The sequence below is a fragment of the Streptosporangium sp. NPDC020145 genome (assembly GCF_040631275.1).
GTDB lineage: Bacteria > Actinomycetota > Actinomycetes > Streptosporangiales > Streptosporangiaceae > Streptosporangium.
In genome coordinates, this window is the sequence record NZ_JBEXZT010000006.1 from 270,610 (window position 1) to 296,177 (window position 25,568).

The window sequence follows — 25,568 nt, forward strand, 5'->3', positions numbered from 1 at the left end:
CGAGCGCCTGAGCCCCGAGGACGCGGGCATACCGTACGGCACTCGCCGCCGGGTCGCGTGCCTGGCTGAGCGAGGTCTCGGCCGTGGTGTTGCAGCAGGCGCTGGCGGACCTGAACGCCGCCTACCGCAACTTCTTCTCCTCGGTCACAGGCAAGCGCAAGGGGCGAAAGATCGCACCGCCCCGGTTCCGGTCGAGGAAGGACAGCCGACAGACGGTTCGTTTCACGGACGAACTGGTCGGGCCCCTCCATGCGTCAGTCCGGCGTCCACATCGACGACTACGCGGAGACGGCGGGCGCGCGACGGGCCTCGACCCTCGCCACGTACGGCAGGCAGCCCGGCGACCCGGTCCGCGCGAGCGAGGCGATCATCACCGCCGTCGGGTCGGAGCGGCCACCGCTGCGCCTGCTGCCGGGCAGGGCCGCCTACGACGTGGCCTCCGCCCGTCTTGGCACCCTCAGGACTACCTTCGACACCTGGCGCGACCTCACCCTCAGCTCCGACCACCCCGCCTCCTGACAAGGGGTCCGTGGATCTGGCCGCCCGCTACCTGACAGGCGTCACCCTGGCGTCTGTCATGCTCTGGCTCCGCGACTTCGAATTGCCAGACAGGTCCTAGGTTCGCTCCCGCTCGCGCAGGAGGGCCGCGTCTTCGACGTATCTGAGCAGCAGCCTGGCGAACTGGAGCCGTTCCCTCCTCGGCCAGCCTTCCGTGATCTGCTCGAACGCCTCGCGCTGCCCCTTGGCGAAGCACTCGCGCAGGTCGGCGCCCTGCTGGGTGAGTTTGAGCACGGTCCGTCTGCCGTCCTCCTGTGAGGCGGCGCGCAGCAGGTATCCGGAGGAGATGCAGTCGGAGACCATGCGGCTGGCGACCGACTGGTCGACCCCGAGCTCCTCGGCGACGCCGCCGACGGTCATCTCGTCGCGGCTGTCGGCGACGATGTTGAGCACCAGGTTGCGGGAGGCGTCCCTGCGTGAGGCGGGCACGCGCCGCCGCAGCCGGGCGAAGATGGGCCCGATGCCGTCGAGGAGGGCCTCCTCCTCCGGGGTCATGTCGTCACCGCTGGTCATGGAGACATCCTAACCTTCACGACAAACAAACATACATATGCTTTATGACACGCACATGCATGTCATTAGTCATGTATTTTCTTGGGCATGGGCGGCACCCGGACCGCCCCTACCGTCCGCACCGCCCAGGGAGGCACAGTGCCCATGACCGCCGTGACCAACGCCCGCGTCTTCGACGGCGAACACGTTCTGCGGGAGACCACCGTCGTGATCGACGGCGGGGTCGTCACCGCCGTCGGAGGCGACGTGCCCGCAGGGGCGAACGTCGTCGACGCGGGCGGCGGCACGCTGCTGCCCGGCCTGATCGACGCCCATGTCCACACCTCCGAGCAGGCGCTGGCGTTCGCGCTGAGGTTCGGGGTCACGACCGAACTGGAGATGCAGGGGCTGTGGACCAAGCCCAACAGGGCCCGCCTCGACGGCGACGACGCCCTCGCCGACGTGCGCTCCGCGGGGTTCGCCATCACCCCGCCCGGCGGCCACCCCAGCGAGCTGTTCCCACCGGGCACACACTTCGGCGACAGTGGCCCCGCCGGCGGGCCGACCGGCGGCCAGGCCCCGGTGAAGCCGCTCTCGACCACCCCTCAGGAGGCGAGGGACTTCGTGCCGAAGCTCGTCGAGACGGGTTCCGACTACATCAAGTTCATGGTCGACGACGGCACGGTCGAGGGCCACCCCGGCCTGCCCATGCTCGACCAGGCGACCCTGAACGCCGGGGTCGCCGAGGCCCACCGGCACGGGATGCTCACCCTCGCCCACGTCCTCACCGTCGAGGCGACGCGCATGGCCGTCGAGGCGGGCGTCGACGGCCTGGCCCACCTGTTCATGGACCGGCCGCACGACGACGAGATCATCGATCTCGTCGCCCGCTCCGGCGCGTTCGTCGTCCCCTGCGTGGTCCTCAACGCCTCCATGACGGGGATCACCGGCGCCGACCTCGCCGAGGACCCGCGCGTCGGCTCCCGCCTGGACGAGGCCTGGCTCACCACGCTGCGCCGCTGCTACGGCCGCTACCCCCAGGGCAGGCTGGAGGACGTCCTGGACACGGTCGGCGCCCTGCGCGCCGCGGGCGTGGACATCCTCGCCGGGACCGACGCCGCCTTCCCGCTGCCCTTCCTCGGCGGTGTCGCCCACGGCGCCAGCCTCCACCGTGAGCTGCGCTACCTCGTCCAGGCCGGACTGACGCCCGTCGAGGCCCTGCGTGCCGCGACCAGCGTCACGGCACGCCGCTTCGGCCTCACCGACCGGGGCAGGATCGCCGTGGACGCCCGCGCCGACCTGCTCCTCGTGGACGGCGACCCCACGACCGACATCTCCGCGACCCTGGACATCCGCGCCGTCTGGCGCCGCGGCACCCTGCTGGCCGCCTGAGCGCCCCCGCCGGACCGGGTCACCCCGGCAGCGCCGCCGCCTTGCGCAGCAGTACCGACCGTTCGCGGACGTTGCCGCACAGGCGGGCGGCCAGTTCGAACTCCGCGCGTGCCTCGGCGGCCCTGCCGAGTCTGGCCAGCAGTTCGCCGCGCACCCCCGGCAGCAGGTGCGAACCCGGCAGGCGGCCGGCGACGGCCAGGTCGTCCACGATGCCCAGCGCCTGCCCCGGCCCGTCCGCCATCGCGACGGCGACCGCGCGGTTGAGCTCCACGACGGGTGAGGGCGCCACCCGGCCGAGCGCCTCGTAGAGGATCACGATCCGTCTCCAGTCGGTCTCCGCCACCGAGGGGGCCGACGCGTGGCAGGCGGCGATCGCCGCCTGGAGCCCGTACGGCCCGAGCCCTCGCCCGGCCCCCGCCGCGCGGGTGAGGGCGGCCAGTCCCCGGCGGATCGCCGAACGGTCCCACAGCCGCCGGTCCTGGTCCTCCAGGAGCACCGCCTCCCCGTCGGGGCCGGTGCGCGCGGGGAAACGCGCGGCCGTGAGCTCGAACAGGGCGAGCAGCCCGTGCGCCTCCGGCTCGGCGGGCAGCAGCGCGGTCAGCGTCCTGGCCAGGCGGATCGCCTCGTAGGCGAGGTCGGTGCGCAACAGGTGGTCACCGGCCGTCGCCGTCGAGCCCTCCGTGAAGATCACGTAGAGCACGCCCAGGACGCCGCCGAGCCGCTCGCGCCGATCCTCCGGCGGCGGCAGCTCGAACGGCACCGCCGCCGCAGCGATCGTCTTCTTCGCCCGGGTGATCCGCGCCTGGACCGTCGGCACGGGCACCAGGAACGCCCTGGCGATCTCCTCACTCGACAGGCCGCCGACCACGCGCAGGGTCAGGGCCACCCGTGCCTCCGGGGAGAGCACCGGGTGGCAGGCCACGAACATCAGCGCCAGGACGTCGTCGTCGATCCGTTCTGGATCCCACGGCAGGTCGTCCCGGTCCGGCGGGACCCGCGCGCCCGAGGTGGCCTCCCCCTCGGTGAGCTGCCCGGCGAGCATGGCGTAGCGCTCGCCCAGCGCCGCCCCGCGGCGGAAGCCGTCGATGGCGCGCCGCCGCGCGGTCGTCAGCAGCCAGCCCACCGGGTTGTCCGGCGTGCCGTCGCGCGACCAGGCGACGAGCGCCTCGGCGACCGCCTCCTGCGCGACGTCCTCGGCCAGCGCGAAGTCACCGGTGTAGCGGGCCAGCGCGCCGACGATCCTGGCCGACTCGATCCGCCAGACGGCCTCGACGGCCCGCCGTACCGGCTCACCCACTGTTTCCGCTGTTTCCGCGCTCATCCTCTGTGCTCGTCTTCCGTGCTCGCCTGCCGCGCTCGTCTTCTGGGCCCGTCCCGGCGGTCAGAGCTGGCCGGTCCGCTCGCGCCACTCCCGCTCCTTGGCGACCCACTCGTTGTCCTGGGGGAACTCGTCGATGCCGGGCACCCGGCGGATCTCACACTTGGCGCCGGCCATCATGGGGATCCGCCTGGCCCACTCGACCGCCTCCTCCTTGGAGGCCACGTCGATCAGGTAGAAGCCGCCGAACAGCTCCTTCGTCTCGCCGTACGGGCCGTCGGTGACCACCGGCGTCTGTCCGCTGAAGTCGACGACCACGCCCTGGGCCGGGTCGTCCAGGCCCTCGGCGGCGACGAGCACGCCCGCCTTGATCAACTCGTCGTTGAAACGCCCGACCGTTTCGAGCATCTCCTCGAAGGGCGTCTTCATCATCTCGGCGAGGCTCTCGTCCGTGCCCCTCATGATCAGCATGTACTTCGCCATCTCCGGTCTCCTCCGCTGTCGGGGCCGTCCTTCGGCCCTCTCACCCACAGGTCGAACGGCGTGACGGCGGATCGACACGGCGGGCGAACTTTTTTCTCAGGCGTCCCAGCCCTGGCGGCTGAGGGAGACGGTGAGCAGGACGACGGCTTCCTCGACCGCCTCAAGGTCGTGCCGGGCGTCGGGCACGATCAGCAGGTCACCGGCCGAACCGTCCCAGGAGTCGTCGCCCGCGCTCAGCCGGACCCGCCCGCGCAGGACGTGCACGGTGGCCTCACCGGGGTTCTCGTGCTCGCCGAGCCGCTGTCCGGCGTCGAGCGCGATCAGCGTCTGGCGGAGGGAGTGCTCGTGCCCGCCGTACACGGTGTGCGCGCTGCGCCCGCTCGACGCGGCACGGGCGAGGTCGAGCTGCTGGGAGGCCAGTGCGGTCAATGACAGCTTGTTCATTCGTTCCCCTGAACGGTACGGACGAGGCGGTGGGCGTCCGATCTCCCACGCAGACGGTACTTCCCCCCTTCCTCGGCCACATATCCGGGCGCTCCGGAACCGCGGTTCTTTTCCCTGCCATTCATATGGCGCCGGGAAGCGTGTTCACGGAAAAGGGGAAACCGCTTGGCGGCGGGAACTCTTCTCGTTTCCGGCGCCGAAGGATCAGGCGGTATGGTACATGCTCGTTGAAAATCACTGCTGGCCCGAGTGTCTGGATTACCCGGTCGGAGGATCGTGAGCGGCGAGGACCGGCCGTGGGCGGGGGATTCTCCGGCGGGCACCTGGGGCACCGTCCGCACCCGCCGCAGCGTCCTGGCCGTGGCCAGGAACATGACCTCGGCGGGCCGGCTGCTCGACGTGCTGCCCATGTTCGGCTCCGACCTGCGTGTCCGGACGCTGTTCACGACCGTCGAGGGGTCGGCCTTCGACGACGGGCTCGACGTCTACCTGCGGGCGGCGGGGGCGAGGACCATCCCGTGGGCGCAGGCGGTGGCGACGCGGTTCGACCTGGCGCTGTCCGCCAGCGCCAACGGGGACCTGCACCGGATCGACGCCCCGCTGCTGCTGATGCCCCACGGCGCCGGTCACAACCGCCTGCTGCGCACCGGGAACGGCTACGGCCCCGAGGTCTCGGGCCTGGCGCGCAGCCAGCTGGTCCGCGACGGCCGGGTGGTGCCCGCCGCGATCGCCCTGTCCCACCAGGAGCAGCTGGGACGCCTGGCGCGCTACTGCCCCGAGGCCGTGACCGTCGCCACGGTCACCGGGGACCCGTCCTTCGACCGGCTGGTCGCGCACCTGCCGCGCAGGAGGCGCTACCGGCGCGCGCTCGGCGTTCCCGACGGTCTCAGGCTGGTGCTGGTCAGCTCGACCTGGGGTGAGCACTCCCTGTACGGGGCCAACGGCGACGTGTTGCCCCGTCTGCTGGCCGAGCTTCCCCTCGACGAGTACCGCGTGGCGCTTGTGACGCATCCGAACATCCCCCTCCACCACGGCGAGCTGCAGTTACGGCTGTGGCTGGCGCGTGAGCGGAGCGCGGGCCTGACGGTGATCCCCCCGGAACGGGGGTGGCAGGCGGCGCTGATCGCCTCGGACGTGGTCGTCGGCGACCACGGGTCGGTCACCTTCTACGGGGCGGCGCTCGGGCGGCCGGTGCTGCTGGCCTCCTCGGGGCGGGAGGCGCAGGAGCTCGACCCGTCCTCCCCGACCGCCGAGCTGTGCGGGGTCCTGCCCCGGCTCGACCGGCGCCGCGGCCTGCTCGAACAGGTGGAGGAGGCCCTCTCCGCGCACGTGCCCGGGGCCTACGACCGCGTGACGGGCCGTACGCTGGGCAACCTCGGCCACGCGGGCGAGTCGCTGCGCGAGGTGGCCTACCGGCTCATGGACCTCGCCCATCCGCCCGGTTCCGCGCCGGGGGTGCCGTTCGCCGAGCCGTACGGGGCGGAGCCGGCTCCGGCCTCGTTCCTGGTGGAGACGTGGGCCGGCGAGGACGGGGCCGTGACGATGCGGCGTTTCCCGGCGGCCGTCACCCGCCCCCTCGACGGGGAGCCACGCGAGACGCACCTCACCGTGGACGCCGAGGAGCTGAACCGGCGGCTGCTGGAAAGCGCGGCCGTCATCGTGCACCGCGACGGCTCACCGGAGTGGGCGCGGGAGGCCGTACGGCGCCACCCGGGCTGCGCGCTGGCCGCCGCGGTCGTCGACGGGCGCCGGGTCCACGTCGTCCTGCGGCGTGACGGGCGGGAGTTCGTCCTCGGTCTGCCGGAGACCTCCCAGGTGACGGACGTCTCGTGCCTGCCCTCCGCGCTGTACGGCTGGCTGGTCTCCGAGCGCCGCGCCGGGGAGCCTCCGTCCGTGCTGCGGCTACGGCTCGGAGCCGTCGAGGGTCGCGTCGACGTCACCCCCGTCCGGCCGTGAGTCAGGAGTCCTCCGGGGCCGGAGGGGGCAGGCGTCCGCCCAGCTCGTCGGCCTTCGCCGTCTTCCCCAGGTCGAGGTAGACGGCGATCGCCCGGCGCAGGTGCTCCTCCGAGCCCCGCTCGTCTCCCAGGTCGGCGGTGAGGCCGGCCAGGATCTCCCAGGCCCTGGCCTCCTTGAGGGGGACTCCCCTGGCCCGCATGGTGCGCGCCGCCTCCGTCACCCTCCCCACGATCTCCTGCGGCCTGCCGAGCATCCGGTGGACGAGTCCCAGCTCGATGTCGATCTTCGCCTGGCTTGTCTCGTCCTCGGCCCCGATCAGCCCCCTGGCCCGCTCGAACGCCTCGAACGCCTCCCGGGGGCGGCCCGCCGCGGTGTGGGTCAGGCCGAGATGGTAGGACTGCAGCCCCGCGCCCCGGGTCCTGCCCAGCGCCTCGTTGACGACCAGGGCCTCGGTGAAGTGCCCGATCGCGGCGTCGAAGGCCCCTCGGGCCAGCTCGACCTGGCCGAGTGACTCGAGCACCGCCGCCTCAAGCCGCCGGTCGCCGGACTCCACGGCCAGTGACCTGGCCAGGCGCAGTTCCTCGTCCGCGGGCCCGAGCTCGCCGAGCTCGACGAACGCCCTGGCCGTCTGGTTGCGCATGCGGGCCTCCGCGGCCCGGTTCCCGAGGCGGCCCGCGGCCAGGGTGCCCAGCCTGCCCGCCTCGATCCAGTCGGCGTAGTGCTTGCGGCTGTGGTGCAGCACCCACAGCGCCTCGACCGTCTGCCAGACGACGTCGTCCCATCCGGCCCGCTCCGCGAGGCGGAGGACGGCGAGCATGTTGCCGCGCTCACCGTCCAGCCAGTCCAGGGCCTGCCGCGCCGAGGAGAACGTCACCTCGGGCTCGACCGGCTCGGGGACGGGGGCAAGACGCAGCCGGGACCTCGTGACCGTCCGGTCGGCCGCCATGGCGCACGCCCGGTACCAGCGGGCCATCCGGCCGAGCGCCGCCTCCCGCTCCCCGGGGGCCTCCTCCCGCTCGGCGAGCCGGGCCGCGTGCAGCCTGACCAGGTCGTGGAACCGGTAACGCTCCTGCGCGGTCTCCTCAAGGAGGTTGGCCTCAAGGAGCAGCTCCAGCGACTCCTCCGTCTCCCGCTCCCCCGTTCCCGCCACGACCTGCACGGCCTGGACCGAGAGGTCGGCGACCGGGACCGCGCCAAGCAGCCGGTAGAGCCGTCCCGCCCCAGGCGGCAGCGCCCGGCACGCCGTCTCGAACACCGCCTCCACGATCGTCTTCCCCCCGACCGCCAGGCGTTCCAGCCTGCGGCGCTCGTCGGTCAGCTCCGTCACCAGCCTGGCGATCGGCCGTCCGCGCCGCTGCGCCAGGCGGGCGGCGGCCACCCGCAGCGCGACCGGCAGCCCTCCGCACAGCCGCGCCAGCTCCCCGGCGGCCTCCGGTTCCGCGTGGACGCGCTCCTCACCGAGCACGCCCGCGAGCAGCCGTACCCCCTGCTCCTCGTCGAGTGGTGCGAGCGGGACCGGGACCGCGCCGGTGACGACCAGCTCGCCGAGTCTGCTGTGGCTGGTCACCACCACGACGCCGCTCGCGGACGCCGGAAGCACCGGCGTCACCTGGGCGGCGTGTTCGACGTCGTCGAGCAGGATGAGAAGCCGCAGGTCGGCGGTCCTGGAGCGGAACAGGGCCGCCCGCTCGGACGGGTCGGCGGGGATGCCCGCCTCGCGGACGCCCAGGGCCCGCAGGAAACCGCCGAGCACGTCGCTCACCGCGACCCCGCCCCCGTGACGCAGGTCGCCCAGGCTGGCGTAGAGCTGACCGTCGGTGAACCGCTCACGCACCCGGTGCGCCCAGCGGCGGCTCAGCGCGCTCTTGCCCACCCCGCCGAGGCCGTTCACGACGGCCACCAGGGGCGCGGAACCGTCACCGCCCTCGTCGAGGAGCCGGTCCAGCTCGTCCAGTTCCCTGACCCTGTTGACGAAGTCGCGCGGCTCGGGAGGCAGCTGCCGGGGAATCTCGGCGACGGGCGGCTCCTGGGCCGCGAACGTGAGGTGCTGGATGACTCCGGCCTGCACGACGTTGCCCGCGACCTGGCCGGAAAGCTCGTTGCGCGTCCCGCCCGCCCCTGACCGCTCGTCATCGGATTCGATCACCATGCTCAAGCAACCGCCTCAGGTCTGGTCACACTTCGGACGGCGGCCCGCCACCGGGAACACGCCTGGGGTAAATGATCGCAACCACGACGCCACTTCACGAGTGGCTCAGGGCCTCGAAGCCTGCCGTGCGTCTCCCGCTTCTCGAAGACCGGCCCGGTCCGCCGGAATCCGGCGGTGAACGTCTCTGCACATGTTCCGCATCGCCACGTGGAAGACCTCGGCCTGGTGGGCGCCGATGAACGTGGTGTGCCCGAACACCTCCAGGGCCACGAGACCGTGCATGCGCCCCCACGCGTCCAGGAAGAGGGACACCGCGGGGGGCGGCAGGGCTCCGAGGCCGTCCGGGGGCAGGTGTTCCAGGTGCGCCCTGAACGAAGGTGAGAGTTCCGGGGTGTCGGCCGCGGCCAGTTGCTCCGTGGAGAACTCACCGAACAGTTCACGCATGAATATGGCGCTCATCCGACGGACGGCCTGGGTGGTCGGCCCCTCGGCAGGCGCCTCGTAGTGCCGCAGCGGCGTTCCGTAGATGAGCTGGAACCGCTCGGGATTGACCATGGCCCAGCGCCGGTAGCCCTCGGCGGCCAGCACCGCACGCGGCACCGTCGTCCTGTCCGGGGCGGCGTCGACGGCACCCTGCACGGCGTCGGCGAGGTCGTCGTACGCCTTGGCGATGAGTGTCGTGACGAGGTGGTCCCGGCTCGGGAAGTAGTGGTAGAGCGCCTGCACGGTCATTCCGAGACTTCGGGCGACCGCTCGCAGGGACATCGCGGCGGGCCCGTGTTCGGTGAGGTGGCGCTCGGCGGCGGTCACGATCTCCTGGACGGCGACGGCCCGGCGCCGCCGGCGCAGTGGCGGTACGTCGGTAGCCGCTTCGTCGGATGTCATGCGGTGACCGTACGGCATCCCCTTCACTGCTCCAAGGAAACCGCGCCCCGTTCGGAAAATCTAACACTGCCAAATTCTCTTTCCGCTCACTAGCGTGATGAACGCCCACGGGAAACGGCCCAGCCCACAGGAGGGGTGGTGACCGGCACCGACCCGGGACGCCGGGATCCGCCGCCCCTGCGGTGCCGGACATGTGGTGGAGCGCTCCGCCGAAGAGGCATCCGGGCGGCGGCGCCGTCCTCAACGCGATATCCGTCCGGCCGGACCCGAACCCCGTCGGCAGGCCCACTCGTCCACCGGTATTGGAGTACCCCTATGACCGCCTCGCCCGCCCCCAGGACCAGCCGCCGCCGGTGGTGGGCACTGTGGGGGCTGATGGCCGTGTCCGCGATCGGCATCACCGCCTACGCGGTGCCCCCTTACCTGTCGGGGAACCCGGCCGACAGCAGCGTGCCGATCGACCCGAACGTGGCGCTGCACTACCTATCCCTCGCCGTGCACGCCGTTCCCGGCGGTCTTGCTCTGATCATCGGCCCCTTGCAGTTCATGACCTGGCCGCGCGTCCGCAGGCCCGGGCTGCACCGGGTGATGGGCCGGGTCTACATGATCTCCGTCCTGATCGCCTCCGGCGCGGCGGCGTTCGCCGCGACGTTCTCACTCAGCGGCTTCTCGATCCAGGTCGCGTTCTACCTGCTCGTCGCGGCCTGGCTGTACACGCTGGCCGAGGCGTACCGGAGCATTCGCCGCGGCGACGTGCAACTGCATCGGATCTGGATGATCCGTAACTACGCCCTGACCTTCGCCGCCGTCTCCCTGCGCGTCTATCTGGCCGTCGGCCTGCAGCTGAAGCAGTCGTTCGTCTCGTTGCCGTTCGACGAGATCTACGACGCCAGTGGCTGGGCGTCCATCCTGGTCAACGTGGTCGTGGCCGAGTACTTCATCATCCAGCGCACACTGGCGTCGCCGGCCCGCCGAGCAGCGTCGGCAGGCCTCCCCGACCGCGACCCGCTGCGGCGGTGAACAGGGCGGTCCGAGGCGTAAGGTACATCGTGACCTCCATCCTGCTCGTCGAGGACGACGACGTGATCCGCAGAGGCGTCTCGATGGCCCTTGAGCGGTACGGCTACCGCATGGCCACCGCCTCGGACGGCCTGGGCGGCCTGGAGTCCTTCCTGGCCGGTGACCACGACCTGCTGGTGCTCGACGTGATGCTCCCCGGGCTCGACGGCATCGGCCTGTGCCGCAGGGTCAGGGAGACCAGCCAGGTGCCGATCCTGATGATGTCGGCGCGCGGCGACTCCCCCGACGTGGTCTCCGGGCTGGAGGCCGGGGCCGACGACTACGTGGTCAAACCGGTCGACATCCCGGTGCTGGTGGCCAGGATCAGATCGCTGCTGCGCCGTACCACCGCCCCGGTCTCCCAGCCCGGCGTGCTGAGGTTCGGCGAGCTGACCGTCGATCCGGCCGCCCTTGAGGTACGGCTCGGCGGGCGTCCGGTGGCGCTGGCGCCGACCGAGTTGCGGCTGCTGCTGGAGTTCGCGGCCAACCCGGGGATCGTGCTCGAACGCGCCACCCTGCTGCGCGACGTGTGGGACTACGGCTGGGACGGCGACAGCCGGGTCGTCGACCTGTGCGTGCAGCGGCTGCGCAAGAAGATCGGCGCTGACCGGATCGAGACCGTGCGCGGGTTCGGTTACAAGCTGCGCAAGGCATGAAGCCCTCGCTGCGCTGGAAGGTGGCGGCGCTGATCACGCTGGCCTGCTGCGCGGTGACCGCCGTGGTCGGGGTGCTGGTCCACCGGACGACCCTCGACCGCACGATGGGGCAGGCCAAGGAGCGGGCGGTGGAGTCGGTCCACAAGGCCGTCGAGGGTTACCGTGCGAACGCTCCCGCCGAGGATCCCGCCGCCTGGATCGGGCGGATCGGGCGGCTCGGCGAGCTGCCCGACTCCCTGCGGGCTCTGCTGACCGGCGACGAGGCCGTCGCCTGGTATGACGACGGCAGGCCGACGCGGCCGTGGATGTGGGCCGCGCAGCGGATCGACGGGGATCTGGTGGCCTTCTCCCGGCTGGAGATGGGCTCGGAGAGGGTGAGGTTGCACGCCCTGGACCGTGCCATGGTCCAGGCCGCGCTGATCGCGCTCGCGGTCGTGGTCCCGGTCTCGGTCGGCCTGGCCGAGCTGACCAACCGGCGGCTGAGACGGGTCGCCGCCACCGCCCGCAGGATCGCCGACGGCGACCTGGACGCCCGTGTCTCCGCCCCGGGGCGCGGGCTCGGGCGTGACGAGATCGCCGACATCTCCGTGGCCGTCGACTCCATGGCGGCGAGTCTGCAGTACCGGCTGCTGGCCGAGCAGCGCTTCACCGCCGACGTCGCCCACGACCTGCGCACCCCGCTGATGGGTCTGGTCACCGTGGCCGGGCTGCTCGACGAGGGGGAGGCGGCCGACCTGGTGCGTGACCGGGTCGGGGTGCTGCGCTCGCTGGTCGAGGACCTGCTGGAGGTCTCCAGGCTGGACGCGGGCGCCGAGGTGGCCGAGCGGGTCCGGGTGCCGCTGGCCGAGCTGGCGCGACGGTCGGCGGCCCGCGTCGGGGTCGAGGTGGCGGTGACCGTCTTGGGGGATCCGGTGGCCGAGACCGACCCGCGCCGCCTGGACCGCATCCTGGCCAACCTCGTCCTCAACGCCCACCGTCACGGCGGCCCGCCGGTCGAGATCACCGTCGGGGACAACGTGGTCGAGGTCCGCGACCACGGGCCGGGTTTCCCGCCCGAGCTCCTGGCCGACGGGCCGAAGCGCTTTCGCACCGGTGCCGCAGAACGCGGCCGGGGCCATGGTCTGGGGCTCACGATCGCGCTCGGCCAGGCACACGTCATCGGCGCCGGTCTGACCCTGGCCAACGCCCCCGAGGGCGGCGCCGTCGCCACCCTCAGGCTCCCTGCCTGATACACGGCTGATACACGATTAAGCCACGGCGAAGACACGACGGCGACGGGCCGGAGATATCAGCGGCGCACCGTTTCACGTATGCGATATGTCCTGGCTTATCTCCTGGCGTTCGTCCTGCTGAGCGGCTGCGGCGCCGTACCGGCCGTCTCCGGAGCCACGGTGCCCGGCGTGCCGCTGCCGTGGCCCGCCGAGGGGCAGGCCACGGTCGAGGTCGAGGGGGTGGGCAACCTGGGTCTCAGCGGCGGGCGGCGGCCGGTGCCCATCGCCAGCGTGACGAAGGTGATGACCGCCTACGTGATCCTGCGCCGCCACCCGCTGCGGCCCGGCGAGAACGGCCCGCTGGTCACGGTCGACCACACCGCCGCCAACGAGTCCTATCTGCCGCAGGAGTCGACCGTCCCGCTGCGGGAGGGCCGCAGGGTACGGCTGCGCCGCATGCTTGAGCTGATGCTGGTGCCCTCGGGCAACAACGTGGCCCGTCTCCTGGCCCGCTGGGACTCCGGCTCCCAGGAGCGCTTCGTCGCGCGGATGAACGCCGAGGCCCGCCGCCTGGGCATGAAGGCCACCACGTACACCGGCGCCAGCGGCAACGAGGACAGCACCGTCAGCACCGCCTCCGACCAGCTCAGGCTGGCCAGGCAGGCGATGCGCGACCCGGTCTTCCGTGAGGTGGTCTCCCGGGCCGAGACCGTCGTCCCCGGGGACGCGCTCAGGCTGGCCAACACGAACACGCTGCTGAACAGGCACGGCGTCATCGGCGTCAAGACCGGCTCTGGCACCGCCGCAGGAGGCAACCTGGTCTGGGCCTCCCGGGTGCGGGGACGCCTGGTGCTCGGGGTGATCCTCTCCCAGGCCGCGGGCACCAACCCGGTGGCCGCCAAGGCCGCGGCGCTCGACGTGGGCGGGCGGATGAGCGAGGCGGTCGAGCGATGGCTGACCGGCCCGGACTCCCCGCTGCCCGCCCGGTGAGAACCGGGCCGGTCAGTGCCGCCCGAGCCGTGCGCAGACCGCCTCCAGCACACCGAGCGCGGCGGTGAGGGCCGGCCGCCGCCCGGTCGCGGTCCGCCACACGCCGTAGACGCGGCGCAGCGGGGCCGAGCCGACGGGCAGCGCGCGGACGGTCGCGGGCAGCGGCCCCCGGCCCATCCTGGGGACCAGGGCCACGCCGAGACCCGCGCCGACCATCTCGATCTGGCTGGCGTACTCGCTGACCATGTGGGTGAAGCGGACCGTACCCGGCGCGTCGCGGTAGGCGTTGAGCAGGAAGTCGTGGGCCACGGACCCCGGCTCGTAGAGCCAGCTCTCCTCCCGCAGGTCGTCGAACTCGACCGAGGCCCGGCGGGCCAGCGGGTGGGTGTGGGAGACGAGCACGTCGGAGACGTCGTCGCCCAGGTGGCGGGAGTGCAGCCCCTCGGGCAGTTCGAGTGGCATCGCGGCCCAGTCGTGGGCCACGGCGAGATCGACGGTGCCCTTGGCCACGAGTTCCACCGCCCGGTGGGAGTCGACCTCGACGAGCTGCGGTTCCAGCGACGGCCAGGTCTGCCCGAGCTCCCGCATCGCCGCCGGGATCACCCCCCGCGCCGCGGTGGGGAAGGCCGCGACGCGCAGCGGGCCGGTGACCGTCTCCGTCTGCGCCTGCAGCTCGGCGTTCATGCTCTCCAGCTCGATCACGATGCGACCGGCGGCCTCGGCGAGGATGCGACCGGCGACCGTCAGGGTCATCCGCCGTCCCTGGCGGTCGATGAGGACCTGGCGCACGTCGCGTTCGAGCCGGGCGATCTGCTGGGAGATGGCCGAGGGGGTGTAGCCGAGGGCGCCCGCGGCGGCGGTCACCGACCCGTGGGTCGCCAGGGCGTCGATGGCGCGAAGGCCGGCGAGGCTCAGGTTGGTCACGGATGTCACCTCGTTCCCGCCGTGGTTCCCGCCATGGTTCCCGCCGTGGTTCCCGCCGTGGTCCGCGGGACGCGACCGGCAGGACACGCCGTCGGCCTACGGCTCGTGCTCGTCCGGCAGCTTACAGCGATGGCCTCCGGGGGGTCGAGCGTCGCCCTCCGCGGGCGGGGCGGGCAGGTGGAGGACCGCGTCCACCTCGACCTTCACCTCGCGCAGCCCCGCGACCACCGTGGTGCGGGCCGGACGGTGGCCGCCGAAACACTCGGCGTAGGCCGCGTTGAACTCGCCGAAGTACTCGGACCGCGCCAGGTAGGCGGTGACCTTCACCACGTCCCCGAGGCCGCCGCCCGCCGCGTGGGAGATCTCGGCCAGGTTGCGCAGGGTCAGCAGTGTCTCGGCGCGCACGTCGGCGGGCGTGTAACCGCCGTCCGGCGCGCGTGGTACCTGGCCGGAGACGTACACGAAGTCGCCCGCCCGTACGGCCTGGGCGTAGTGCCCGGCCGGGGAGGGCGCCCGTCCGGTGTGGACGGGTACGGTGCCGTGCGCCGGCGGCGAGGCGGTCCGGTGTTCCTCCCGGGTGATCGCGTCCTTGGACGTCTGGTCGCTCGGCTCCATGGCGGCTCCTCACTGTGGACGACGTGCCCCGGCCCCGTCCCGAACCCTGCCGGGGCGGACGGCGGCCACGGGAAGAGGTCCCGTCGCCGACCGCAGAGTCTGCCAAAAAGCCCGGAGACCGGACAAGAAACGTTTTCGAAATCGGTGTTTTAACGTCCGCTAAAAAAGCGGGCCGGGCGGCGACCGCGCCGGGGCCCGTTAGCAAAGCTAAAAGAGACGGTGCAGATTCCCGCGCTTGCCCGTTTCCCGGGGGTTCCCGTTCACTTGATTGACCGCGGCGGTTCCGAGACGACCCACCGGCCACCGCCTCGACACGACGGGACGCGTCGGCGACTTCAACGGAGCGAACCACATGAGAGCGACGGGGCATTCCATGGAACAGAACCCGGAACCGCAGCCGCGATCACAGCCGGGGTCACGGCTGGAGTCACGGCTGGAGTCACGGCGCCTGCGGGCGACCCACCTGCCGGAACGGGCGCGGCTCATCGGCTCGTCCGTGCGTGAGGCCGATCTCAGCCTGCGGCTGGACGGCGCCGGGCACGGACTGCTCGACACGACCCATTTCGACACCGTGCGCTTCCCGCCGCCGGACTGGGCGCTGGAGACCTTCGCCCTGGCCGCCGGGGACGGTGAACTGGCCTACACCGCCTACCGGGGCGGCGACGGGGTACGGCGGGCCTGCGCCCGTCCCGTCGCGGAACTGCTGGGCGTGGACGTCGATCCCGACCGTCACCTCGTGCTGACCGCCGGGACTCAGAGCGGCCTGTTCACGACGCTCAGCGCGCTGGTCGACGACGGCGACACCGTGGCGCTCGCCGACCCGGAGTACCTGTTCGTCGAGCGGATGCTGCGTTTCCTCGGCGCCAGGGTGGTGCGGGTCGGCATGGTGGACGGTCCCGACGGGCCGCAGCTCGACCTGGACGCGCTCGACGAGGTGGCCGGGAACGGGATCAGGCTGCTGCTGACGTCCAACCCCAACAACCCGACCGGCTCGGTCTACACCGAGGAGACGGTCCGCGGCTTGGCGCGCCTGGCCGTACGGCACGACTTCCTGGTGGTCGTCGACGAGCTGTACTGCAGGCTGGTCTATCCGGACGTCCCGTTCTTCCATCTCGCGGCCCAGCCGGGGATGGCGGAGCGGACGGTGACCATGCTCGGCGGGTCGAAGACCGAGTCGCTCAGCGGTTACCGGATCGGGGTCGTCGTCGCGCCCCCGGAGATCGTGGACGCGATCGAGCAGGTGATGGCGATGACCTGCCTGCGCGCCCCCGCCTACGCCCAGCAGCTGCTCACCCGCTGGCTGGTCGACGACCGGGAGTTCGTGCGGCGCCGGGTCGAGGAGCTGCGCGTGATCCGCGACCTGACCGTCGAGCGGCTGCGTCAGGTCGACGGCCTGGTCGTACGGCCCGGCGCGGGCACGGCCTACCTGTGGCCCGACGTCTCGGCGCTCGGCCTCAGCGACGTGGCGGTGGCCCGTCTCCTGCAGCGGGAGGCGGGGGTCGTGGTGAGTCCCGGCTACCAGTTCGGGCCGTCGGGGGTCGGGCGGTTCCGGGTCTGCTACGCCAGGGACGAGGCTCAGTGGGAGGCCGCCCTCGACCGGATGGTGAAGGCGCTGAATGACACACCTGACCGACATCGCTGACTCAAAACGGACATTACCCGCACAATAGGCTAGCCTTCCCTAATCATGACGTCGGGAGGCGCGGGTGAGCCGGTCGAGGTCGCCGGGACAGGTGGTTCTACGCCGGGCGCTCGGCGGGCGGCGACGCCTGGTCCTGGCCGGGTCCGTGCTGCGCGCCGGGCACCAGGCGGGAGAGGCCGCGGTTCCGGTGCTGATCGGCCTGGCCGTGGACCAGGGTGTCGTCGCGGGTGACCTCGGCGCCCTGCTGCGCTGGCTCGCGGTCCTGGCGGTCGTCTATCTCGTGCTGTCCTTCAGCTACCGGTTCGGCGCCCGCGCCTCCGACCGCGCCATGGAGGAGATCGCGCACACCCTGCGCGCCGAGGTCGTCGGCCGGGTCCTGCATCCCGGCGGCGGCGCCGAGTCCGGGCGGCTTCCCGGCGCGCTCGCCGGAATCGCCACCGAGGACGCCAGGCGGGTCGGCGCGCTGGCCAACGCGATCCCCGGCGCCGCCGCCACGTTCACCGGGCTGCTGGCCGGGGCCGCCGTGCTGCTGTGGATCTCGGTCCCGCTCGGCCTGGTCGTGCTGGCAGGCGCCCCGGCGCTGCTGTGGCTCGGTCACCTGCTGAGCAGGCCGCTCGAACGGCGCAGCGCCACCGAGCAGGACCGGGCCGCGCGCGCCTCCGGCGTGGCCGCCGACCTGGTCGCCGGGCTGCGGGTGCTCAAGGGCATCGGCGCGGAACGGGCCGCCCTGGACAGGTACCGCGCGACCAGCCGCGACTCCCTGGCGGCGACGATGCGCGCGGCCAGGGCGGAGGCGCTGCAGAACGGCGTGGTCCTGGCGTTGACCGGCTGCCTCATCGCGGTCGTCGGGCTGTCCGGCGGACGACTGGCCGCCGGCGGGCGGATCAGCCTGGGCGACCTGATCTCCGCGGTCGGGCTCGCGCTGTTCCTGATCGGGCCGTTGCAGTCGCTGGCCCGGGTCAACACCGCCTTCGCACAGGCCAGGGCCTCTGCCACCAGGATCGCCGAGGTGCTGGCCGCGCCGCCCGCCGTCACCCCCGGCGCCGCACGGCTGCCGCGTGACCTCCGGGGCGGCCTCAGCCTGCGCGCGGTCGGGCACGCCGGGCTGCGCGGGATCGACCTGGAGGTCGCGCCCGGCGAACTGCTCGGTGTCGCCGCGACCGACCCGGCGGACGCTCTCGCGTTGCTGCGCTGCCTGGACCGGCGGGCCGACCCGGAGACCGGGACGGTCGAGCTCGACGGGGTCAGCCTGCGCGACCTCGACCCCGGTGACCTGCGCTCCACCGTCCTGGTCGCCGCGCACGACGCCGACCTGTTCGAGGGCACACTGCTCGGCAACGTCGGAGCCGTCGCCGAACAGGACGCCGACCTGGGGCGGGTGATGGCCGCGGCCGGAGCCGACGAGGTCGCCCGCGCCCTGCCGTACGGGCAGGAGACGGCGGTCGCCGAGCGCGGCCGGTCACTCTCCGGCGGGCAGCGGCAGCGGGTCGCCCTGGCCAGGGCGCTGGCCGCCGACCGGCCGGTGCTGGTGGTCCACGACCCGACGACGGCGGTCGACACGGTCACCGAGGCCAGGATCGCCGCCGGGATACGCGAGCTGCGCCGGGGCCGTACCACGATCATGGTCACCACCAGCCCGGCGCTGCTCACGGTCGCCGACCGGGTGGTGCTGCTGGACGGCGGCCGGATCGTGGAGACCGGGCCGCACACCGAGCTCGCCCGCCGCAACGAGACCTACCGCTCGGCGGTGCTGACGTGACCCGGGACCGCGGGAGGGAGCCGGAGACGGCGCCGCCCGAGGGAGCGCTGCCGACGGCCTCCCCGGCGCGGACCCGCGCCCTCGTGTGGGAGCTGCTGCGGCCGCGCCGCGGGCTCGCCACCGCCGGGTTCTCCGTGATGGTCGGCGCGACCGCGTTCGGGCTGCTCCCCCAGCCGCTCCTCGGGCACATCGTCGACCTGGTCGCCGAGGGCCGTCCCGCCACGGAGCTGACCGGTCCCGCCGTGCTGCTGGTGCTCGTCGCGCTCCTGCAGGGCGGCGCGACGGCGCTGGGGCTGACGCTGGTCTCGCGGCTCGGCGAGACCATGCTGGCCGCGCTGCGGGAGCGGTTCGTCGAGCGCGCGCTGCTGCTGCCGCAGGAGCGGGTCGAACGGGCGGGCTCCGGCGACCTGACGGCCCGGGTCACCGGTGACGTGTCCCGGGTGGCCGAGTCGGTGCGCAACGCCCTGCCCGAACTGGCCCGCTCCCTGCTGGCCATCGTGCTGACGCTCGGCGCCATGGCGCTGCTCGACTGGCGCTTCCTGGTCGCCGCGCTGCTCGCGGTGCCGGTCCAGGCGCACACCGCCCGCTGGTACGTGCGCAACGCGGTGCCGCTCTACGCCCGCCAGCGCGTCGCGGCCGGGGCGATACAGCAGCGTCTGCTCGACACGATCGGCGGCGCGGAGACCGTACGGGCCTTCCGGATGGAGGAGGAGCACGCCGGGCGGGTCGCGAACGCCTCGCGGGCGGCGATCGAGCTGACGATGCGCGGGGTCAGGCTCGTGGTGGGCTTCTACAGCCGGCTGCACATCGCCGAGTACATCGGGCTGGCCGCGGTACTGTTCGCCGGGTTCCTCCTGGTTCAGGATGGCTCGGCGTCCATCGGCACCGCGACCGCCGCCGCGCTGTACTTCCACAGTCTGTTCGGCCCGATCAACAACGCGCTCGTGCTGCTCGACGACGCGCAGTCGGCCCTGGCCGGGCTGGCGCGTCTGGCGGGGGTCGCCACGCTTCCCCCGGAACCCGGGACGGAGCCGGAGGCCGGACGGGAACCGGGCCCGGAGCCGCGGACGGTCACCGTGACCGACGCCGGGCACGCCTACGAGGTGGGACGACCGGTGCTGCGCGGGGTGGACCTCGTCCTGCGCCCCGGTGAGCAGGTCGCGCTGGTCGGCGCGAGCGGGGCGGGCAAGTCGACGCTCGCCAGGATCGTCGCGGGCGTCCAGCGCCCCTCGTCCGGGACCGTACGGCTGCCCGCCGCCCGGCCGGGCGCGCGGCGCGCGGTGGTGCTGGTCACGCAGGAGTCGCACGTGTTCGCCGGGCCGCTGGCCGAGGACCTGCGGCTGGCCAGGCCGGAGGCGGACGAGGAGGAGCTGTGCTCCGCGCTCGCCCTGGTCGGCGCGCTGGAGTGGGCGCGCGCACTGCCCGCCGGGCTTGACACGGTCGTCGGCGAGGCCGGGCACCGGCTCACCGCCGCCCAGGTGCAGCAGCTCGCGCTGGCCCGGCTGGTACTGGCCGACCCGGAGGTCGCGGTGCTCGACGAGGCGACGGCCGAGGCGGGCAGCGCGGGCGCCCGCGCGCTCGAACGGGCCGCCGCCCGCGCCGCCGAGGGCCGTACCGCCCTGGTGGTCGCGCACCGGCTGACCCAGGCCGCGACGGCGGACCGGATCGTCGTCATGGAGGACGGACGCGTGGCGGAGAGCGGCACGCACGAGGAGCTGCTGGCCGTGGGAGGGCGCTACGCCGCCCTGTGGGAGGCCTGGTCGGACACCCGGGCCACGGCGGAGTGATCACCTGTCACCGTTCCCCCACCCCCGGTGACAGAGTGACGGAAGGTGCTTGTAAGGTAAGGCTTACCTAAATCTCCCTCCGTCACTTGGAGATCGCATGCTCACCGCCGTACGGTCGCGATCCAGGACCGCACTGGCCGCGCTGGTCACCCTGACCGCCCTCGCGCTCGCCGGGTGCTCCGCCTCCCCCGCCGAACCCGGGGCGCAGTCCTCTCCGGGCCAGGCCACCTCCCCCGCCGTGCCCTCCGGCGACGCCTTCCCCGTCACCATCCCCAGCGCGCTCGGCGACGCCGTGATCACCAAGAGGCCGGAGCGCGTGGTCACCTGGGGCTGGTCGAGCCAGGACGCCGTGCTCGCCCTCGGCGTGGTCCCGGTCGCGATGCCCAGGAACACCTACGGCGGGGACGCCGACGGCGTGTTCCCCTGGGACGCGGACAAGATCAAGGAGCTGGGCGGTGCCACCCCGGTCCTGCTCAGCTCCGACAGCGGTGAGGTGCCGTTCGAGGAGATCGTCGAAGTCCGCCCCGACGTCATCCTCGCCCCCTACTCGGGCATCACCAAGGAGGAGTTCGCCAAGCTCAGCAGGATCGCCCCGGTCGTCGCCTACCCGGAGAAGCCCTGGGCGCTGCCCTGGCAGGACCAGGTCGAGATCATCGGCAAGGCCCTCGGCCGCAGTGCCGAGGCCACGGCCCTGAAGGAGAGGACCGCCGCCTACGTCGCCTCCCTCGCCGCGGCCAACCCGGTCCTGAAGGGCAGGTCCTTCCTGTACGGCGCCGCCAACGAGGCCGACCAGCTCAACGTCTACCGGGCCAGCGACCCCCGGGTGGCGCTGCTCGGCGACCTCGGCATGACCGTGAGCCCCAGCGTCGCCGCGCTCGACGCCGACCCCAAGGCGGGCTCCTACTTCTACAACGTCAGCTACGAGAACGTCGGCAAGATCGAGGCCGACGTCCTGGTGATGTACTTCGGCTCCCAGAAGGAGGCCGACAGGTTCGTCGCCGACCCGGTCATCTCGGCCATGCCCAACGTCAGGGACAAGCGCTTCGCGCCCATCGTGGGTGAGTCGTTCGTGATGGCCAGCAGCGCACCGACGGTGCTGTCCATCCCGTGGATGCTCGACCGGTACGTCCCGCAGCTCGCCGCCGCCGCCGCGAAGGCCGGCGCGTAGCCCTCTGGAGATCCGTACGTGCCCGTCCTGTCCGCGCCCCGGGACGCCCGGGGGCCCTCGGTCTCTGCCGGTCCCGCGTCCCGGCGCCGGACCGGCCCCCTGGTCGCCGGTCTGCTCCTGCTCGCCGTCGCGCTGGTCGCGGTGTGCGCGTTCAGCCTCGCCGTCGGCGCCAACGCCCTGCCGCCGCGCACGGTGTGGCAGGCGCTCACCCACTACGACCCGGCGGACCCGCACCACCTGGTGATCGTCGAGAAGCGGCTGCCCCGGACCCTCGTCGGGGTGGTGGCCGGGCTGGGCCTGGCCGTGGCCGGGGTGGTCGTCCAGGGGCTGACCCGCAACCCGATGGCCGACCCCGGCCTGCTCGGCGTCAGTTCCGGCGCCTCCCTGGCCGTCGTCGTCGCCGTCAGCGTCCTCGGCGTCCAGGACGGCGGCAGGATCTGGTTCGCCTTCGCCGGGGCCGCCGTGGTGACCGCCTTCGTATACGGCGTCGCCGGGGCGGGGAGACGCGGCGGTGCCGGCCCGGTCACCCTGGTGCTCGCCGGGGCCGCGGTCACCGCGGCGCTCACCTCGCTGGTCACCGCGGTGCTGCTCACCGACCGCTCCGCCCTCGACCAGATGCGCTTCTGGCAGGTCGGCGCGCTGGCCGCCCGGGGGTTCCCGGTGTTGTGGCAGACACTGCCCGGCGTCGCCGCCGGGCTCGTCCTCGCCGTCGCGGTCAGCAGGCCGCTCAACGGCCTGGCCCTGGGCGAGGACACCGCCCGTGGCCTGGGCCAGCGGGTCGGGCTCACCCGGGCGCTCGCCACGCTGACGGTGGTGCTGCTGTGCGGCTCGGCCACCGCCGCCGCCGGGCCCGTCGCCTTCGCCGGGCTGATCGTCGCGCACATCTCACGCGGGCTCGCGGGACCCGACCACCGCTGGATGGTCCCGTACGCGGCGCTCTCCGGCCCGATCCTGCTCATCGGCTGCGACGTGCTGGGCCGCATCGTCGCGCGCCCCGGCGAGCTCCAGGTGGGCGTGGTGGTCGCGGCGGTCGGCGCCCCGCTGCTCATCGCCCTGGTACGGCCGCGCGGGAGGGGACGCCGATGACCGTCACCGGATCACCGACCGGCAGGCTGCGCAGGCGGGCCCGGCTGCGCGAGGCCTGGGTCACCGCCGTGCTCGCGGCCGGGATCGCCGCGCTGGCCGTGTGCGGGCTCGCGCTCGGCAAGGCGTCGGTCAGCCCGCAGGAGGTCCTCGGCGCCGTCCTCGGCCGCGCGGACCCGATGACCGGGTTCGTCATCGTGGAACTGCGCATGCCGCGCATGCTCACCGCGCTGCTGGCCGGGGCGTGCCTGGGCCTGTCCGGCGCGCTGCTCCAGTCGATCCTGCGCAACCCCCTGGCCAGCCCGGACGTCATCGGTGTCACGCAGAGCGCGGGTGCGGCCGGGATTCTCGGGCTCATCGCCTTCGGGCTGAGCGGCCTGTCGTTGACCGGTGTCGTGCTCGGCGGCGCCCTGGTCGCGACCGCCGCCGTCTACCTGCTGTCCTGGCGGCGCGCCGGTCACCGCCTCGTCATCGTCGGCATCGGCGTCTCCGCCCTGTGCACGGCCGTCGTCTCGTACGTGCTCACCAGCGGCGACGTGCGCGACACCCAGGAGGCGCTGGTGTGGATCAACGGCAGCCTGGGCAGGGCGGGCTGGGACACCTCGCTGACGCTGGCGGCCTGCGGGGTGGTGCTGGTGCCCGCCGCGCTGGCCGCGGGGCGCGGGCTGCCCGTCCTCGAACTGGGCGACGACCCGGCGACGGCGCTCGGCGAGCGGGTCGGGCGCGTCCGGACGCTGGTGCTCGGGCTCGCCGCCGCCCTGGCCGCCACGGCCGTCGCCGTCGTGGGGCCGGTGCCGTTCGTCGCGCTGGTCAGCGCCCCGGTGGCGCGCCGCGTCGTCCGGACGGGCTCCGTCGCCCTGCTGCCGTCCGCGTTGGCCGGGGCCGCGCTGCTGCTCGCCTCCGACCTGGTCGCCCAGTTCGCGGTGCCCGGCGTGCCGCTGCCCGCGGGTGTCGTGACCGGTGTCGTCGGCGCGCCGTACCTGCTGTGGCTGCTGGTCAGACGCCGCTAGAGCAGGTATCGCACCCACAGGTACGGCGTGGCCACGGCGACGGTGACGAGCGTGACGACGAGGCCGTACCTCGTGAAACCCCAGAAGCTGATCGGGGTGCCGTTGCGGGCGGCGATGCCGAGCACGACGACGTTGGCCGCGGCGCCGACGGCGGTGGCGTTGCCCCCCAGGTCGGCGCCGAGCGCGAGCGCCCACCACAGCACCCTGGCGTGCTCACCGCCTCCGGCCGCGTTCACCAGGTCGGCCACGATGGGGCTCATCGTGGCCACGTACGGGATGTTGTCGACGATCGCCGAGATCCCGGCCGACCCCCACAGCAGGCCCGTGGCGGCCACCCCGAGCCGCCCCTGGGTCGCCTCGACGGCGGCACGGGAGACCTGTTCGATGACGCCGGTCTCGACCAGCGCTCCGACCATGACGAACAGCCCGGCGAAGAAGGTCAGGGTCGGCCACTCCACCTCGGAGATGGCCTCCTCCGCGGTGACCCTGGTCGCGGCCACCAGGAAACCCGCCCCCAGGATCGCCACGACGGACGGCTCGTAGTGCAGGACGGGGTGGAGCACGAAGGCCACCAGGACCAGGGCCAGCACGACCAGGCTCTGCCACAGCAGCCTGCGGTCGGTGATCGCCTCACGTTCGTCGAGTGCCATCACGTCGGCCGCCCGCGCCGGGTCGTGCGCGAACGCCCCGCGGAACAGGAACCGGCACAGCACCACGAAGACCACCATCAGCAGCACGATCAGCGGCGCCAGGTGGACCAGGAAGTCGTTGAAGGTCAGGCCGCCCCGGCTGGCGATGATGATGTTGGGCGGGTCGCCGACCAGGGTGGCGGTGCCGCCGATGTTCGAGGCCATCGCCTCGGCGATCAGGAACGGCGCCACCGGTACGGCCAGCCGTTCGCACACCAGGAACGTCACCGGGGCGATGAGCAGCACGGTGGTGACGTTGTCCAGCAGGGCGGAGGCCAGGGCGGTGATGACGACCAGCAGCACCATCAGCCGGTACGGCCTGCCCCTGGCCCGTTTGGCGGCCCAGATCGCGAGGTACTCGAAGACGCCGGTCTGCTTGAGCACGCCGACGATGACCATCATGCCCAGCAGCAGGAAGACGACGTTCCAGTCGACGCCGGTGTGCTGGGAGAAGAACGCGGCCTCGGCGTCGGTCGCGTGGATCAGCAGCATGATCCCGGCACCGCCGAGGGCGGCGGCGACCCGGTGCACCCGTTCGGTGGCGATCAGCGCGTAGGCGCCGAGGAAGACCGCGACCGAAAGCCAGGCGAGGGCGCTCACGCGGCCAGGACCCGGTCGAGCAGCGTCCGCAGGGTGACCGCGCCCACCAGGCGGCCGTCGTCGACGACCGCGGCCAGCGGGCTGTGGGTGCGCGCCATGAGGGCGGCGACCTCAAGCACCGTCGCGTCCGGGTCGGTGACCGGCAGTTCCCTGCGTTCGCGGGGCATCGCCTCACGTACCGTCCGTCCGGCGACCGCCCGCAGGAAGCCGTCGGCGTGCGCCTCGTCGACCACCCGGGCCAGCGCCGGGTCGTCCTGGCAGTAGCCGGGCACGGCCAGGCGCAGCACCTGCGTGCCGGGCAGGATGCTGATGGGCAGGCCGTCGCCGTCGACGACGATCAGGCCGGGCAGTCCCTGGTCGGCCAGCAGTCTGGCCGCCTCGGCGACCGGGGTCTCAAGGGTGACCGTGGGAAAGGCGGTCAGCAGGTCGCGTGCGCGCATCGGAGAGTCCTCCTCGCCGCGGCGACCCGCGGCACTGGTTCCGGTGACGTGGGTCCTCCGCCGGGCGGGCGGTGGTTCCCCGGGCGGGTCAGGAGCCCGGCGGGCGGGGACGGAGACATCGGCGAGCACCTTCCAGGCCATACGGCATGACAGCGCCGACCAGGCTTCCCGGCTCACCGGGGACGACTTTATCAGTGCCCTGTTCTCACCCACGGGACAGGAACGAACCCCTATCGAGCAATCTTGCCAGCTGATCGT

The 25,568-nt window shown here is 73.1% G+C and carries 23 protein-coding genes and 1 pseudogene; 14 read left to right on the forward strand and 10 right to left on the reverse strand.

Annotation, left to right across the window (positions count from 1 at the left end; all coding sequences use genetic code 11):
* Window positions 1-56: 56 nt before the first annotated feature.
* Window positions 57-227: pseudogene (locus ABZ463_RS14665) on the forward strand (RNA-guided endonuclease TnpB family protein); the annotation flags it as partial.
* A gap of 22 nt (window positions 228-249) precedes the next feature.
* The gene (locus ABZ463_RS14670) at window positions 250-519 is read left to right on the forward strand and encodes a hypothetical protein (protein WP_362776255.1); all 270 of its coding nucleotides are present in this window, start codon (window positions 250-252) and stop codon (window positions 517-519) included.
* A gap of 96 nt (window positions 520-615) precedes the next feature.
* Here the strand turns inward: ABZ463_RS14670 and ABZ463_RS14675 are convergent, their stop codons facing one another.
* Window positions 616-1,071, reverse strand: a complete 456-nt coding sequence (locus tag ABZ463_RS14675) for a MarR family winged helix-turn-helix transcriptional regulator (protein ID WP_352011826.1) — start codon at window positions 1,069-1,071, stop codon at window positions 616-618.
* A 144-nt stretch (window positions 1,072-1,215) separates the two neighbouring features.
* Between ABZ463_RS14675 and ABZ463_RS14680 the strand changes: the two genes are divergently transcribed.
* Complete coding sequence (locus ABZ463_RS14680) at window positions 1,216-2,442, forward strand: amidohydrolase family protein (protein ID WP_362776258.1); 1,227 nt, start codon at window positions 1,216-1,218, stop codon at window positions 2,440-2,442.
* Window positions 2,443-2,461: 19 nt separating this feature from the next.
* Here ABZ463_RS14680 and ABZ463_RS14685 read toward each other — a convergent pair whose 3' ends face one another.
* The 3 genes from ABZ463_RS14685 to ABZ463_RS14695 form a co-directional block, all read right to left on the reverse strand.
* Window positions 2,462-3,739: a DUF6596 domain-containing protein gene (locus ABZ463_RS14685; protein ID WP_352012081.1), complete on the reverse strand. Its 1,278-nt coding sequence runs from the start codon at window positions 3,737-3,739 to the stop codon at window positions 2,462-2,464.
* A gap of 84 nt (window positions 3,740-3,823) precedes the next feature.
* A complete protein-coding gene (locus ABZ463_RS14690) occupies window positions 3,824-4,243 on the reverse strand; it encodes a YciI family protein (RefSeq protein ID WP_362776260.1) in 420 nt (139 codons plus the stop codon).
* 96 nt (window positions 4,244-4,339) lie between these two features.
* Window positions 4,340-4,687, reverse strand: coding sequence for a cupin domain-containing protein (locus ABZ463_RS14695; RefSeq protein WP_352011823.1), 348 nt, complete (start codon window positions 4,685-4,687; stop codon window positions 4,340-4,342).
* Between the two features lie 276 nt (window positions 4,688-4,963).
* Here ABZ463_RS14695 and ABZ463_RS14700 point away from each other — a divergent pair, with 276 nt between their 5' ends.
* Window positions 4,964-6,643: a translation initiation factor IF-2 gene (locus ABZ463_RS14700; RefSeq protein ID WP_362776262.1), complete on the forward strand. Its 1,680-nt coding sequence runs from the start codon at window positions 4,964-4,966 to the stop codon at window positions 6,641-6,643.
* A gap of 1 nt (window position 6,644) precedes the next feature.
* Here ABZ463_RS14700 and ABZ463_RS14705 read toward each other — a convergent pair whose 3' ends face one another.
* Window positions 6,645-8,792 carry an NB-ARC domain-containing protein gene (locus tag ABZ463_RS14705; protein ID WP_362776266.1) on the reverse strand — a complete coding sequence of 716 codons (2,148 nt, stop codon included), beginning with the start codon at window positions 8,790-8,792 and terminating at the stop codon, window positions 6,645-6,647.
* A gap of 105 nt (window positions 8,793-8,897) precedes the next feature.
* Complete coding sequence (locus ABZ463_RS14710; RefSeq protein ID WP_352011820.1) at window positions 8,898-9,677, reverse strand: TetR/AcrR family transcriptional regulator; 780 nt, start codon at window positions 9,675-9,677, stop codon at window positions 8,898-8,900.
* Window positions 9,678-9,992: 315 nt separating this feature from the next.
* On the opposite strand from ABZ463_RS14710, the gene ABZ463_RS14715 reads away from it, so the two are divergent.
* The 4 genes from ABZ463_RS14715 to ABZ463_RS14730 all read left to right on the forward strand — a co-directional run bounded on the left by ABZ463_RS14715 (window position 9,993) and on the right by ABZ463_RS14730 (window position 13,593).
* Complete coding sequence (locus ABZ463_RS14715) at window positions 9,993-10,697, forward strand: DUF2306 domain-containing protein (protein ID WP_362776269.1); 705 nt, start codon at window positions 9,993-9,995, stop codon at window positions 10,695-10,697.
* Window positions 10,698-10,726: 29 nt separating this feature from the next.
* Window positions 10,727-11,392, forward strand: a complete 666-nt coding sequence (gene cseB, locus ABZ463_RS14720; protein WP_362776271.1) for a two-component system response regulator CseB — start codon at window positions 10,727-10,729, stop codon at window positions 11,390-11,392.
* On the forward strand, window positions 11,389-12,621 hold the full coding sequence (locus tag ABZ463_RS14725; RefSeq protein ID WP_352011817.1) for a HAMP domain-containing sensor histidine kinase: 1,233 nt from the start codon (window positions 11,389-11,391) through the stop codon (window positions 12,619-12,621). The genes cseB and ABZ463_RS14725 overlap by 4 nt, the downstream gene beginning before the upstream one ends.
* Window positions 12,622-12,702: 81 nt before the next feature.
* Window positions 12,703-13,593, forward strand: coding sequence for a hypothetical protein (locus tag ABZ463_RS14730; protein WP_352011816.1), 891 nt, complete (start codon window positions 12,703-12,705; stop codon window positions 13,591-13,593).
* 12 nt (window positions 13,594-13,605) lie between these two features.
* Here ABZ463_RS14730 and ABZ463_RS14735 read toward each other — a convergent pair whose 3' ends face one another.
* The gene (locus tag ABZ463_RS14735; RefSeq protein WP_362776275.1) at window positions 13,606-14,517 is read right to left on the reverse strand and encodes a LysR family transcriptional regulator; all 912 of its coding nucleotides are present in this window, start codon (window positions 14,515-14,517) and stop codon (window positions 13,606-13,608) included.
* A 96-nt stretch (window positions 14,518-14,613) separates the two neighbouring features.
* A complete protein-coding gene (locus tag ABZ463_RS14740; RefSeq protein WP_362776277.1) occupies window positions 14,614-15,132 on the reverse strand; it encodes a Rid family hydrolase in 519 nt (172 codons plus the stop codon).
* 373 nt (window positions 15,133-15,505) lie between these two features.
* Here ABZ463_RS14740 and ABZ463_RS14745 point away from each other — a divergent pair, with 373 nt between their 5' ends.
* The 6 genes from ABZ463_RS14745 (at window position 15,506) to ABZ463_RS14770 (ending at window position 23,581) form a co-directional block, all read left to right on the forward strand.
* Window positions 15,506-16,774, forward strand: a complete 1,269-nt coding sequence (locus ABZ463_RS14745; RefSeq protein ID WP_352011813.1) for an aminotransferase class I/II-fold pyridoxal phosphate-dependent enzyme — start codon at window positions 15,506-15,508, stop codon at window positions 16,772-16,774.
* A 64-nt stretch (window positions 16,775-16,838) separates the two neighbouring features.
* Entirely contained in the window at window positions 16,839-18,533 is a 1,695-nt protein-coding gene (locus tag ABZ463_RS14750; RefSeq protein ID WP_362776280.1) for an ABC transporter ATP-binding protein, read from the forward strand.
* Window positions 18,530-20,320, forward strand: coding sequence for an ABC transporter ATP-binding protein (locus ABZ463_RS14755; protein WP_362776282.1), 1,791 nt, complete (start codon window positions 18,530-18,532; stop codon window positions 20,318-20,320). The genes ABZ463_RS14750 and ABZ463_RS14755 overlap by 4 nt, the downstream gene beginning before the upstream one ends.
* Before the next feature lie 97 nt (window positions 20,321-20,417).
* Entirely contained in the window at window positions 20,418-21,488 is a 1,071-nt protein-coding gene (locus ABZ463_RS14760) for an ABC transporter substrate-binding protein (RefSeq protein ID WP_362776284.1), read from the forward strand.
* 18 nt (window positions 21,489-21,506) lie between these two features.
* Window positions 21,507-22,574: an iron ABC transporter permease gene (locus tag ABZ463_RS14765; RefSeq protein WP_362776286.1), complete on the forward strand. Its 1,068-nt coding sequence runs from the start codon at window positions 21,507-21,509 to the stop codon at window positions 22,572-22,574.
* Window positions 22,571-23,581: an iron chelate uptake ABC transporter family permease subunit gene (locus tag ABZ463_RS14770; protein ID WP_362776288.1), complete on the forward strand. Its 1,011-nt coding sequence runs from the start codon at window positions 22,571-22,573 to the stop codon at window positions 23,579-23,581. The genes ABZ463_RS14765 and ABZ463_RS14770 overlap by 4 nt, the downstream gene beginning before the upstream one ends.
* Here ABZ463_RS14770 and ABZ463_RS14775 read toward each other — a convergent pair.
* The gene (locus ABZ463_RS14775; protein ID WP_352011807.1) at window positions 23,578-24,870 is read right to left on the reverse strand and encodes an ArsB/NhaD family transporter; all 1,293 of its coding nucleotides are present in this window, start codon (window positions 24,868-24,870) and stop codon (window positions 23,578-23,580) included. The two genes, ABZ463_RS14770 and ABZ463_RS14775, sit on opposite strands and share 4 nt — an antisense overlap.
* Window positions 24,867-25,310, reverse strand: coding sequence for a CBS domain-containing protein (locus tag ABZ463_RS14780; protein WP_352011806.1), 444 nt, complete (start codon window positions 25,308-25,310; stop codon window positions 24,867-24,869). Before ABZ463_RS14780 ends, ABZ463_RS14775 begins: the two co-directional genes overlap by 4 nt.
* Window positions 25,311-25,568: the final 258 nt, after the last annotated feature.